We start from the raw sequence: 12,460 nt of genomic DNA on the forward strand, positions 1-12,460 counted from the left end.
GAGGGCGGGCGGATGAACTACCAGGCGGAAGGCGGCCCGTACTGCTGCTGAGCCGGTGACCGCGGGCCTGAGCCAGCGCGGCGCCGGGCGATCAGTGTCCAGGCGCCCAGGCCCAGCACGAGGGCCGTTCCGGTACCGATACCGGCAGCGCCAACCACTGTCATGGCGCCACTCCGGGATTCCGGGTCGTCTGACGCGCCGAAGTCGGGCACCGCACCCTCATAGACAGGCGCGGACCTCTTCGCTCCCTTGACCCTCATCCGCAGCGTGACGCCGTACTTCTTCTGACCGAATTCCTTGGCGACGTCGGGGCTCAGGGAGACCGCCAGGTAGTAGTCCCCGGCCATCCGCGCCCCTCTGACGTCCTCGCTCGTACTGAACCGGTTCTCGTACGCCACGGGCGCGATGGGCTCCAGCGCCGCCGACTTCGGCTTCCCGTCGTAGGCCGTACCCCCCGTGGCCACGCCCCCTCTGACCGGGTTGTAGAGACGTACCGTGAGGGCGCTCGCGACGAAGCCGTCACCCGAGGAGCTGCCGAGGTCGGTGGTGGCGAAGAGCTGTTGCCCCCAGCCGACCGGGACCCGGTAGAAGAGCGTCTGCCCCGGTGTGATCCGGTCTTCCCAGACCCCTGTGTCCAGCCCGGCCGCATCGTTGAACCCGGTTCCGCCCCGCGTTCGCTCCGATGCCCCGGCAGGTGGAACCGGTGAGGCCGACGGCCAGCTGGTGGGGGCTGCCGTCGGAGTGTTCACACCGGACTTCAGACCGGGTTCCGTGTCGAAGCGGATCTCCAGGTCCCAGTTCTCCTGCGTGGAAGCGGACTTGGTCTCCCGCTCGATCAGAACGTAGTAAGGACCCGCCGCCCGGCAGAACACACCGGCCGTGCCGACGGTGCGAGAGGCGTAGGCCGCGACGGGGCGGGGGTACTCGGCGGCACCGAACACAGCGTCCTCGTCATAGCCGCACGTGCCGCCCCTGGGGTCCTGGAGCGTCACTTTGATCCCGTCGCCGTATGCGACCTTTGTCTCCGGCCCCAGCCGGGGCACAGCGACCGCGGAGACATAGGCATTAGACGTCGCGTCCAGGTTCACCTGGTAGTACAGCTGTTGGCCGGGCCTGATCGAGGAGCGATAGACCGAGCCGGCCGCGAGCTGCTTCGCTTCCGTGCTGACAGCCGCGCCTGCGACCGTCTTCGCATGCGGGTCGAAGACGTACGGATCGGCATCGCCCACCGCGAGTGCCTGCACCGGCAGCGCACCCATCACCAAGATCGCCGCCGCCGCGGCCAGCGCGATCGAGCCGCCGCTGCGCTGCCTCTTCACCAGGTACCCCCTGTTGTCCGCACGGCAGCTGTGCTGCGCCGTGTTGCCGGCGTCAGCATCGCGACCGGAGGGATCACGACGACCCCACCGCGCCTCCTGGGGCCGCGGCGCCGTCCCATCCTGCCTCTCACGACACATCGCTGTCAGCGCACGCTGCTGAATCGGGCGCACAGCCGGCCCGGCCGGAGCCCCGACACGCGTACCCGTAAACGCTCCTGGCGCTGGGCTCCCGGCCAATGAGAGCGGACACTGCCGCAGCGCCGGCTTCGATCCTCGCCCGGGCCCGGCGCAGTACCCCGGGCGGCCTCGCGGTTTTGTTACCCAGCCGCCCGTCGCTGACGTCACGGCCTGACCAGCCTCCGGAGCACTTCAGTGCCACCACGGCCCAGCAGCAGGGAGCTCTTGTCCGCCCAGTCGGTGGCAGCCCTGGTACCCATCAGTCCCAGGGTCCTCAGCCAGAGGGGAGGCGAGGTTTTTCTCTCGCAAATCGTCTCTTTGCGAAAGGGAAACTAAGATCGGTGCACTCCTGTCAGGTGTTGCACATGACTGAGCCCCAGCCGCTGTGCGGCTGGGGCTCAGTCATCACGACGCTGTGTCTCACACACCCGAACCTGCGGGCACGGAGTCAGTCGCCTCCGTCCACAGGTCCTGCTCGGCGCGATCCGCCTGGATCTGGCGGTACACAAGGAGCCCGCCGATGGCAGCCAGTGCGACCAGGAGAAGCTTCTTCACCGCGCGACCTCGTCTTTCCTTGACGTAAGGGACCTCTGCCGCCCGACTATACACACCGGCCGATACCGATCGGTGACCTAGTTCCACGCTATTGCCCCGGGGAATGCAACCGGCCCGGACGGGAATCCGTCCGGGCCGATGTTCGCGGTGGGGCTAACAGGATTTGAACCTGTGGCCTCATCCTTATCAGGGATGCGCTCTAACCAACTGAGCTATAGCCCCGCGCTGCCCCTGAAGATTAGCGCACTCCAGGGCCAGTCCCAAAATCGATAGCCGAGCCGCTACTCATCCTCGGCGAGGGTCACCTCGACGCCCCCGACGAACCCGGCCGACAGGTTGTAGATGAAGGCACCGAGCGTGGCCAGAGCCGTGGCCAGCACCACGTCGATCACCGCGATGACAGCCGTGAACAGCAGGACGCGTGGCAGCGACAGGAAGGACTGGAGATCGAAGCCGCTGCCGTCACTCGACCCGGTGGCCTCGCTGATCGTTCCGCCCACCGTCGAGAAGACGCCCATCGCGTCCATGACCATCCACAGCACGGCGGCAGCCACGACCGTGCAGATACCCAGCGCGATGGAAAGCAGGAAGCTGACCTTCATCACCGACCACGGGTCCGCCTTGGCAACCCTCAGCCGCGCCTTGCGGGTTCGCGGTGTTGTACGGGCCCCGGTACGCGCCCGCCGCACGGCCTGCGCTCCCGCTCCCGGCTGCCCACCCGGCGAACCGCCCGCAGTCTGCGGGGACGGGTATGCCTGGGGCGGCTGATACGGCTGCGCCCCGTACGGGGGCTGAGCCCCCAGAGAGTCCGTCACCGTTCCCCCTTGGGAATCCGCGGCAGGGCCACGGGCACCATGTGCTCCAGCTCCGGAAGCGGCCGCTCCGGCGCCCGTGGCTCCACTCACGCTCTACTCCTCGTGCTCCCCTGCCGAAGGCTCGGTGCCCTCGGCTTCCGCCTCAACGGTTTCACCGTCGATCACTTCGCTGTCAGCAGCATCGCCGACAACCGCGTCGATTTCTTCGGCCTCGCGGCCGGCCTCGGCGTTACGAGCGATACCGACCACGGCATCGCGCTTGCCCAGGTTGATCAGTTGGACGCCCATGGTGTCACGGCCTGTCTCCCTGACCTCATTGACTCGCGTACGAATCACACCGCCGCCGAGCGTGATGGCGAGGATCTCATCCGTCTCCTCGACCACCAGCGCACCGACCAGTGAGCCCCTGTCCTCCACGATCTTGGCGGCCTTGATACCCAGGCCACCGCGACCCTGGACGCGGTACTCGTCGACATTGGTCCGCTTCGCGTATCCGCCGTCGGTGGCAGTGAAGACGAAAGTACCCGCCCGCACGACATTCATCGAGAGCAGTTCGTCCCCCTCACGGAAACTCATGCCCTTCACGCCTGATGTCGCCCGCCCCATCGGACGCAGCGCGTCGTCCGACGCGGTGAAGCGGATCGACTGCGCCTTCCTGCTGACCAGCAGCAGATCGTCCTCGGCCGAAACCAGCTCTGCGCCGATCAGCTCATCGTCGCTGCCGTCCGGGGTCTCCCGCAGGTTGATGGCGATGACACCTCCGGAACGAGGCGAGTCGTAGTCCTTGAGCGGAGTCTTCTTCACCAGACCGGCCTTGGTGGCCAGGATCAGATACGGTGCCGCGTCGTAGTCACGGATCGCCAGAATCTGAGCGATCTGTTCGTCCGGCTGGAAGGCCAGGAGGTTCGCCACATGCTGCCCGCGCGCCTCACGGCCCGCATCCGGCAGTTCGTACGCCTTCGCGCGGTAGACCCGGCCCTTGTTGGTGAAGAACAACAGCCAGTGGTGGGTCGTCGAGACGAAGAAGTGGGCGACGATGTCGTCCTGCTTCAGCTTCGTGCCCCTGACCCCCTTACCGCCACGCTTCTGCGAACGGTAGTCCTCGGTCTTGGTGCGCTTGACGTAACCACCGTTCGTGATGGTGACGACAATGTCCTCCTCGGCGATCAGGTCCTCAATGGACATGTCGCCGTCGAAGGGCACCAGCTTGGAGCGTCGGTCGTCACCGAACTTGTCGACGATCGCGGCCAGCTCCTCGCTGACGATCTGACGCTGCCGCTCGGGTGAGGCAAGAATCAGCTTGTACTCGTTGATCTTGGCCTGCAGCTCGTCGTGTTCAGCCGTGATCTTCTGGTGTTCCAGAGCGGCCAGTCGGCGCAGCTGCATCTCCAGGATCGCGTTCGCCTGGATCTCGTCGATCTCCAGCAGGCCCATCAGGCCCTCACGCGCGACCTCGACCGTCTGGCTGCGCCTGATCAACGCGATGACCTCGTCGATCGCGTCAAGCGCCTTGAGCAGACCACGCAGAATATGCGCCCGCTCCTCGGCCTTGCGCAGCCGGAACTTCGTACGCCGGACGATGACCTCGATCTGATGCGTCACCCAGTGCCGGATGAACGCGTCGATCGACAGGGTGCGCGGCACCCCGTCGACCAGGGCGAGCATGTTGGCACCGAAGTTGGACTGCAGATCTGTGTGCTTGTAGAGGTTGTTCAGTACGACCTTGGCAACCGCGTCCCGCTTCAGCACCACGACAAGGCGCTGACCGGTACGCGAAGAGGTCTCGTCGCGGACATCCGCGATACCGCCGACCTTGCCGTCCTTCACCAGATCGGCAATCTTCTGCGCGAGGTTGTCCGGGTTGGTCTGGTACGGAAGTTCCGTCACAACCAGGCACTGACGGTTCTGGATCTCCTCGACCGCCACGACCGCGCGCATCGTGATGGAGCCACGACCGGTCCGGTACGCCTCCTCGATGCCCTTGCGTCCGACGACCAGGGCACCCGTCGGGAAGTCCGGGCCCTTGATCCGTTCCATCAGGGCGTCCAGGAGCTCCTCGTGCGAAGCCTCCGGATTCTCCAGGTACCACTGGGCGCCGGCCGCGACCTCGCGCAGATTGTGCGGCGGAATGTTGGTGGCCATGCCGACCGCGATGCCCGCAGAGCCGTTGACCAGCAGGTTCGGGAACCGCGCCGGCAGAACGACCGGCTCCTGGTTGCGGCCGTCGTAGTTGTCCTGGAGATCGACGGTCTCCTCGTCGATGTCCCTGACCATCTCCATGGACAGCGGCATCATCTTGCACTCGGTGTACCGCATGGCGGCGGCCGGGTCGTTACCGGGAGAGCCGAAGTTTCCGTTCGAGTCCACCAGCGGCATACGCATCGACCAGTGCTGCGCCAGTCGGACCAGAGCGTCGTAGATCGACGAGTCACCGTGCGGGTGGTACGTACCCATGACGTCGCCGACGACGCGGGCGCACTTGTAGAAGCCCTTCTCAGGCCGGTACCCGCCGTCGTACATCGCGTACAGCACACGGCGGTGCACCGGCTTGAGGCCGTCCCGCACATCCGGCAGGGCACGCGACACGATGACGGACATCGCATAGTCGAGATACGAGCGCTGCATCTCGGTCTCGAGCCCCACAGGCTCGACACGCATGCCCACGCCCGGGACAGCCGGCACCTCTTCGGGCATCACAGGGGAATTTTCGTCGGCCATTGCTGGTCAAAGTCCTTTCAGTGCGGTCAGCAGAGACCGGCTCAGATGTCGAGGAACCGAACGTCCTTGGCGTTGCGCTGGATGAACGAGCGCCGCGCCTCGACGTCCTCACCCATCAGCACCGAGAACAGATCGTCGGCCTGCGCCGCGTCGTCCAGGGTCACCTGTCCGAGCACGCGGTGGTCCGTGTCCATCGTCGTGATGCGCAGTTCCTCGGCGTTCATCTCACCGAGGCCCTTGAAGCGCTGGATCGAGTCGTCCCTGACGCGCTTGCCGTTCTGCTTGCCCAGCTCGACCAGGGCATCCCGCTCGCGATCCGAGTACGCGTACTCGAAGTCGTCACGTCCCCACTTGATCTTGAACAGGGGAGGACGCGACAGATACACGTGCCCGGCCTCGACCAGTGGCCGCATGAAGCGGAAGAGGAAGGTCAGCAGCAGAGTATTGATGTGCTGACCGTCGACGTCGGCGTCCGCCATCAGGATGATCTTGTGATAGCGGAGCTTCTCGATGTCGAAGTCCTCATGGACCCCGGTACCGAACGCCGAGATCAGTGCCTGCACCTCGGTGTTCTGGAGGATCTTGTCGATCCGCGCCTTCTCGACGTTGAGGATCTTGCCGCGGATAGGCAGGATGGCCTGGTACATCGGGTTACGCCCGGACTTCGCCGAACCGCCGGCGGAGTCACCCTCGACGATGAAGATCTCGCACTTCGTCGGGTCGTTCGACTGGCAGTCGGACAGCTTGCCCGGCAGCGAGGCGCTCTCCAGCAGACCCTTGCGCCGGGTGAGGTCACGCGCCTTACGGGCGGCGACTCGCGCCGTCTGTGCCTGAATGGCCTTGCGGATGATGTCCACGGCCTCGTTCGGGTTCCGGTCGAACCAGTCCGTGAGGTGCTCGTAGACGACCTTCTGCACGAAGGTCTTCGCCTCCGTGTTGCCCAGCTTGGTCTTCGTCTGTCCCTCGAACTGCGGGTCGCCCAGCTTCACCGAGATGATCGCCGTCAGACCCTCGCGGATGTCCTCGCCAGAGAGGTTGTCGTCCTTCTCCCGCAGCAGCTTCTTGTCGCGCGCGTAGCGGTTGACCAGGCCCGTCAGCGCGGCCCTGAAGCCCTCCTCGTGCGTGCCGCCCTCATGCGTGTGGATCGTGTTCGCGAAGGAGTACACACCCTCGCTGTACTGCGAGTTCCACTGCATCGCGATCTCGGCCGAGAGGAGTCGCTCCTTGTCCTCGGCCTCGACATCGATCACTGTCGGGTGAATCAGCTCACCCTTGCGTGAGTTCAGGTACTTCACGAAGTCGACGATGCCGCCCTCGTAGTGGTACGTGACCGAGCGGACCTGCTCTTCTTCAGCAGCCTCCTCGGCCGTGTCCGCACCCGCGGTCGCCTTGGCGGACTCCCGCTCATCCGTCAGCGTCAGGGTGAGGCCCTTGTTCAGGAAGGCCATCTCCTGGAAGCGCCGCGCCAGCGTCTCGAAGGAGTACTCGGTCGTCTCGAAGATGTCACCGTCGGCCCAGAAGGTGACGGTGGTGCCGCTGTCGTCCGTGGCCTCACCGCGAGCCAGCGGCGCCGTCGGCACTCCGAGCTTGTAGTCCTGTGTCCAGCGGTAGCCGTCACGCTTGACCTCGACCGCGACCTTCGCCGACAGGGCGTTGACCACGGAGACACCCACGCCGTGCAGACCACCGGAGACTGCGTAGCCACCGCCGCCGAATTTACCGCCGGCGTGCAGCACGGTCAGTACGACCTCGACGGCCGGCTTGTTCTCCGACGGAACGATGTCGACCGGGATACCGCGGCCGTTGTCGATCACGCGCACGCCGCCGTCGGCCAGGATCGTGACGTCGATCGTGTCAGCGTGCCCGGCCAAAGCCTCGTCGACGGAGTTGTCGACGACCTCTTGCACCAAGTGGTGGAGTCCACGCTCACCGGTCGAGCCGATGTACATGCCGGGTCGCTTGCGGACCGCGTCCAGACCCTCGAGGACGGTGATCGCGCTGGCGTCGTACGAGTTGGTGACCTCGCCGTTCTCGCCGACTGTGGACGGAGTGATCTGGTTGGGGTTGCCGGAATCGGCCACGAAGCGCCCTTTCTGGCACAGCACAGGCCTCTCCAGGGCAGGCAGGAGCGGCTGCGTCGTTCGACTTGTTCCGCGAGTGGGCGGAATTAGCCCCCAGTCTACCGGTAGCGCAGACATGAATGGGGGTTTGCCGGTACCTGAGTCCACATGTGCCGCCCTGAACCGGCCTCACCCGACTCCCCATATGGAGAGAGGGGCTCCAAGAGGCTCACACGGGCTTTCAGCGCTTCGACCTGTCAACCTCTCGCTACGGTGAGGGACACCCAAGGGTCACGGCCGTCTCCCGCGCGGCTTCCCGGTGACGTGTTTCACGTGAAACACGCATCAGCCGTATGTGTCACCCGGACCCTTGCTGCCTGGCGCTCGCAACGGCCCGTATCTCCGCGGCGGACCTCCAGGCCCCAAAACCTTGATCAATTTGACTGTGCCCTGCCCCAGGTCCGCGTTGAGCCGGGCCACCAGCTGAGCCGCCAGCAGCCGCAGCTGAGTCGCCCAGGCCGTCGAATCGCATTGAACCGTCAGCACACACGCGTCTTCGTCATAACGCTGAGGAACGCAGTGCTTGGCCAGGTCCTCGCCCACGATCTGCGGCCAGCGCCCCATCACTCCGCCCACCGCCGCGGGTGCCTCCCAGCCGCGCTCGGTGATCAACCGATTGATCGCGGCACCCAGCGGAAGCGGATCACGCCCGTCGGCACGCGCACCGGACCGCAGGCCGCCCCGCTTGGCCTGCTTCTTCTGTTGCGCCGCCGCGCCGCGCGCCTTTGCCTGCTCCTTCGCTGCGCGCAAGGCGACCCGTGCAAGATCGATCCCCGACGACTCCGGAACCTTGGGGGCTTCCGGACCTTCGAACTCTCGGCCTTCCCCGGCACCACGCGAGTCTGCAGAGCCGCCCACAGAACCACGGGCAGCGCCGGAATCCCCCGCCGACCCGCTCATACGCGCTCCACCACGCCCTCGGAGACGGCGTACCGAGTCCCCGCGAGTACCCCTGGCACATCATCACTGACGGCCGCGGTCACCAGAACCTGCTCACCAGGAGCGACCAGCTCGGCGAGCCGCTCACGGCGCCGCACATCCAGCTCAGCGAATACATCGTCGAGCACCAGCACCGGCTCATTGCCTTCGGCCCTCAGCAGGTCGTAGGAGGCCAGTCGCAGCGCCAGCGCATACGACCAGGACTCCCCATGGCTTGCATAGCCCTTGGCGGGCAGCCGACCCAGCTTCAGTACGAGATCATCACGGTGCGGGCCTACCAACGTCACACCCCGCTCGACCTCCTGCTTACGGACCCCGGCCAACGCCACAAGCAGCTGTTCATACAGCTCATCGCGCGACCGAGCTGCCTCGATTTCCTCGCCCAGGGAGCTGCGGTACTCCAGTACGACCGGACCACCACCGGGCGCCACCTGTTCATACGCCTTGTCCGCAAGCGGCTGCAGAGTCCCGACCAGGTCCAGGCGCTGAGCCAGCAGCTCTGCTCCGACTCGCCCGAGATGCTGATCCCACACATCCAACGTGGACATATCCATCGATCGGCCGCCGTGCCGGCGTGCCATTGCCGCGGACTTCAGCAGGGTGTTGCGCTGCTTCAGAACCCGCTCGTAGTCGGAGCGCACCCCAGCCATCCGAGGTGATCGCGCGGTGACCAGCTCATCAAGAAAACGTCGCCGCTCACCAGGATCACCCTTGACCAGAGCAAGATCCTCCGGGGCGAACAGCACCGTCCTGACGATCCCCAGGACATCACGCGGCTTGACCTGCGAAGACCTGTTGATCCGGGCGCGGTTGGCGCGACCCGGATTGAGTTCGAGTTCCACCAGTTGTGAACGCTGGCCCTGGGTGACAGCAGCACGGATGACCGCCCGCTCGGCTCCCATCCGTACCAAAGGCGCATCGGATGAGACTCGGTGGCTGCCAAGCGTCGCCAAGTAGCCGACGGCTTCGACGAGATTCGTCTTCCCCTGGCCATTGGCGCCCAAGAACGCAGTGACGCCCGGGTCGAGAGGCACCTCGACCCGGGCGTACGAGCGGAAGTCAGCCAGCGACAGATGCGTGACGTGCATGACCGTGCGCCGACCTTCCCCGCTGCTGGATTACTTCTTGTTCTCGACCGCGTGGCCGCCGAACTGGTTGCGCAGCGCAGCAATCATCTTCATCTGCGGGGAGTCGTCCTGCCGCGAAGCGAAACGCGCGAAGAGGGACGCGGTGATAGCGGGCAACGGCACCGCGTTGTCGATCGCGGCCTCGACGGTCCAGCGGCCCTCACCGGAGTCGGCGGCGAACCCACGGAGCTGGTCCAAGTGCTCATCGTCGTCCAACGCGTTGACGGCCAGATCGAGCAGCCAGGAACGGATGACCGTCCCCTCCTGCCAGGACCGGAACACCTCGCGCACATCGGTGACCGAGCTGACCTTCTCCAGCAGCTCCCAGCCCTCGGCATAGGCCTGCATCATGGCGTACTCGATGCCGTTGTGGACCATCTTCGCGAAGTGGCCGGCGCCGACCTTGCCTGCGTGGACCGAGCCGAACTCGCCCTCAGGCTTGAGCGCGTCAAAGATCGGCTGCACCTTGGCAACGTTCTCCGAGTCACCGCCGTACATCAGCGCATAGCCGTTTTCGAGGCCCCAGACGCCGCCGGAGACACCGCAGTCGACGAAGCCGATGCCCTTGAGGCCCAGCTCGACGGCGTGCTTCTCGTCTTCGGTCCAACGGGAGTTACCGCCGTCCACCACGATGTCGCCGGGGGAAAGCAGCTCGGCGAGCTCATCGACCGTGGACTGGGTCGCGGCACCTGCCGGGACCATGACCCACACAACACGGGGGCCCTTGAGCTTGCCCACAAGCTCTTCCAAGCTGTGGACATCGGCGACGTCCGGATTCCGGTCGTAACCGATGACGGTGTGACCAGCGCGGCGGATGCGCTCGCGCATGTTCCCGCCCATTTTGCCGAGGCCGACGAGACCGAGCTCCATCAGAAGATCCTTAGTGAGGTGGTGGCGATTCGTACCCGGGTCCGAGCGTACGCCGGGACGTCCGGGCACACCTGCGGGGTCAGCCGCTCAGACGTACTGTGTCAACTCGCGGCCGCAGTCCCCGTCGCCCGGCTTTCTCAGCCCGACAGGCGCACCGGCATGATCAGGTACTTGTACGCGTCATCGGCCTCAGCATCCATGGCGGGGCGGCCGCTGAGCAGGGCCGGCTTTGTGGACGTCGTGAAGGAGAGCTGAGCGGCCGGGGAGTCGATCGCGCTGAGCCCGTCCAACAGGAAGGTCGGGTTGAAGGCGATCGAGATGTCGTCCCCTTCGAGCTTCGCGTCGACCCGTTCCACAGCCTGTGCATCGTCGCTGGACCCGGCCTCAAGGATCAGCACGCCCTGCTCGAAACTGAGCCGCACCGGAGTGTTCCGCTCGGCTACCAGCGACACACGCTTCACAGCCTCGACGAACGGAGCAGTCTCGATCACAGCGATCGAGTTGAACTCGGTCGGGAAGAGTGTGCGGTATTTCGGGAGGTCCCCCTCCAGCAGCCGCGTGGTCGTACGCCGCCCCGCACCTTCAAAGCCGATCAGCCCTTCACCGGAGCCGGACCCTGACAGTGCCAGGGTGACCGTGTCGCCACTGGTCAACGACTTGGCAGTGTCCAGGAGTGTTTTGGCGGGCACCAAGGCCACCGCGGAGGCCTCGGGGTCCTCCGGCTTCCAAAGGAACTCGCGGACGGCGAAGCGGTAGCGGTCGGTGGAGGCCAGCGTGACCCGGTCGCCCTCGATCTCGATACGCACACCGGTGAGGACGGGCAGGGTGTCGTCACGGCCCGCGGCAATGGCCACCTGGGCCGCAGCAGACGCGAAGACCTCGCCGGGCACGGTACCGGTCGCTGTGGGCATCTGAGGCAGAGCCGGGTACTCCTCCACAGGCAGCGTGTGGAGTGTGAACCGTGAGGAACCGCAGGCCACCGTCGCCCGTACACCGTCTGTGGAGATCTCCACAGGACGGTTGGGCAGTGCCCGGCAGATATCGGCGAGCAGCCGGCCGGAGACCAAGACGGTGCCGTCCTCCTCGACCTCGGCATCGACGGACACCCGAGCCGAGACCTCGTAGTCGAAGCCGGAGAGGCTCAATGCGCCCTCCTCGGCCTTCATCAGAAGGCCCGCGAGAACGGGCACCGGCGGACGGGCCGGAAGGCTACGGGCCGTCCAGGCCACCGCCTCCGCGAGTACATCGCGCTCCACCCGGATCTTCACCGGAACCGCCTCCTGCTGTAGCTGACTCGCCCTGCTGGCCTTCGTCGTCGGCTTGTTGCCGGGGACCAGTCTGACCTACGCCGCCGACAGTCGGTGCGGGTCGGGGTCAAGTCGCTGCGGCCGGTGGCGGTGGCTCGGACGGCAAGTTGTGCACAGCGCCCACTTCGAAGCCAATTCCCCGGTAACTATAGGAGGCAGTAGTAGTAGGGGCTGTGGAAACCGTGGATAACCGTGTTTTCGCAGCTCAGGCGCACTTTTTTGTCCACCGAGCCTGTGGGCGGAGCCGGTGGACAACCGACCGTTTCTGTGGACGCCGAAAAGTTCTGCACACCCGGTGCACAGGGGAGGGCTACTTCTCCCCAGGACTGTCCCCAGCTTTTCCCCGTTTCCCCACAGGGCAATCGAGCTCCTTGGTGTGACGGCTTTCACTCGACCCAGTGATCCCGGGCGTTTCGTTGCCGAACAGTGGACAAGGGTGTGGAGAAGCTGGGGACAACATCACCAAGCCTGTGGGCTGCCGGTGGACAAGTGATCCATGCTCCTGTGGATGAA

Annotated in this window: 9 protein-coding genes and 1 tRNA gene; all 10 read right to left on the minus strand. The window is 65.7% G+C overall.

Annotated features, from left to right (window positions below; all coding sequences use genetic code 11):
- Nucleotides 1–17 precede the first annotated feature (17 nt).
- Nucleotides 18–1,319 (minus strand): hypothetical protein, encoded by a 1,302-nt coding sequence (locus OHS16_RS15540; RefSeq protein WP_328537809.1) that lies wholly within the window; start codon nt 1,317–1,319, stop codon nt 18–20.
- Nucleotides 1,320–1,916: 597 nt separating this feature from the next.
- Entirely contained in the window at nt 1,917–2,051 is a 135-nt protein-coding gene (locus tag OHS16_RS15545; RefSeq protein ID WP_003958712.1) for a DLW-39 family protein, read from the minus strand.
- A 148-nt stretch (nt 2,052–2,199) separates the two neighbouring features.
- A tRNA-Ile gene (locus tag OHS16_RS15550) sits at nt 2,200–2,273 on the minus strand.
- A gap of 59 nt (nt 2,274–2,332) precedes the next feature.
- Nucleotides 2,333–2,956: a DUF3566 domain-containing protein gene (locus tag OHS16_RS15555; protein WP_328537810.1), complete on the minus strand. Its 624-nt coding sequence runs from the start codon at nt 2,954–2,956 to the stop codon at nt 2,333–2,335.
- A gap of 3 nt (nt 2,957–2,959) precedes the next feature.
- Complete coding sequence (gyrA, locus tag OHS16_RS15560) at nt 2,960–5,584, minus strand: DNA gyrase subunit A (protein WP_328537811.1); 2,625 nt, start codon at nt 5,582–5,584, stop codon at nt 2,960–2,962.
- Between the two features lie 41 nt (nt 5,585–5,625).
- Nucleotides 5,626–7,689 (minus strand): DNA topoisomerase (ATP-hydrolyzing) subunit B, encoded by a 2,064-nt coding sequence (gene gyrB, locus OHS16_RS15565; RefSeq protein WP_328537812.1) that lies wholly within the window; start codon nt 7,687–7,689, stop codon nt 5,626–5,628.
- A gap of 300 nt (nt 7,690–7,989) precedes the next feature.
- Entirely contained in the window at nt 7,990–8,604 is a 615-nt protein-coding gene (locus OHS16_RS15570) for a DUF721 domain-containing protein (RefSeq protein ID WP_328537813.1), read from the minus strand.
- Nucleotides 8,601–9,731: a DNA replication/repair protein RecF gene (recF, locus tag OHS16_RS15575; RefSeq protein WP_328537814.1), complete on the minus strand. Its 1,131-nt coding sequence runs from the start codon at nt 9,729–9,731 to the stop codon at nt 8,601–8,603. The genes OHS16_RS15570 and recF overlap by 4 nt, the downstream gene beginning before the upstream one ends.
- 30 nt (nt 9,732–9,761) lie before the next feature.
- Complete coding sequence (gnd, locus tag OHS16_RS15580) at nt 9,762–10,640, minus strand: phosphogluconate dehydrogenase (NAD(+)-dependent, decarboxylating) (RefSeq protein WP_328537815.1); 879 nt, start codon at nt 10,638–10,640, stop codon at nt 9,762–9,764.
- A gap of 137 nt (nt 10,641–10,777) precedes the next feature.
- Nucleotides 10,778–11,908 carry a DNA polymerase III subunit beta gene (gene dnaN, locus OHS16_RS15585; RefSeq protein ID WP_328537816.1) on the minus strand — a complete coding sequence of 377 codons (1,131 nt, stop codon included), beginning with the start codon at nt 11,906–11,908 and terminating at the stop codon, nt 10,778–10,780.
- Nucleotides 11,909–12,460 lie beyond the last annotated feature (552 nt).

Origin of the sequence: Streptomyces sp. NBC_00344 (assembly GCF_036088315.1) — a bacterium.
Taxonomy (GTDB): Bacteria; Actinomycetota; Actinomycetes; order Streptomycetales; family Streptomycetaceae; genus Streptomyces.

What these genes read in the sequence shown, in the direction of transcription:
- OHS16_RS15570 (WP_328537813.1), bottom strand. Translation starts at nt 8,604, where the DNA reads ATGAGCGGGTCGGCGGGGGATTCCGGCGCTGCCCGTGGTTCTGTGGGC.
- recF (WP_328537814.1), bottom strand. Translation starts at nt 9,731, where the DNA reads ATGCACGTCACGCATCTGTCGCTGGCTGACTTCCGCTCGTACGCCCGG.
- gyrA (WP_328537811.1), bottom strand. Translation starts at nt 5,584, where the DNA reads ATGGCCGACGAAAATTCCCCTGTGATGCCCGAAGAGGTGCCGGCTGTC.
- gnd (WP_328537815.1), bottom strand. Translation starts at nt 10,640, where the DNA reads ATGGAGCTCGGTCTCGTCGGCCTCGGCAAAATGGGCGGGAACATGCGC.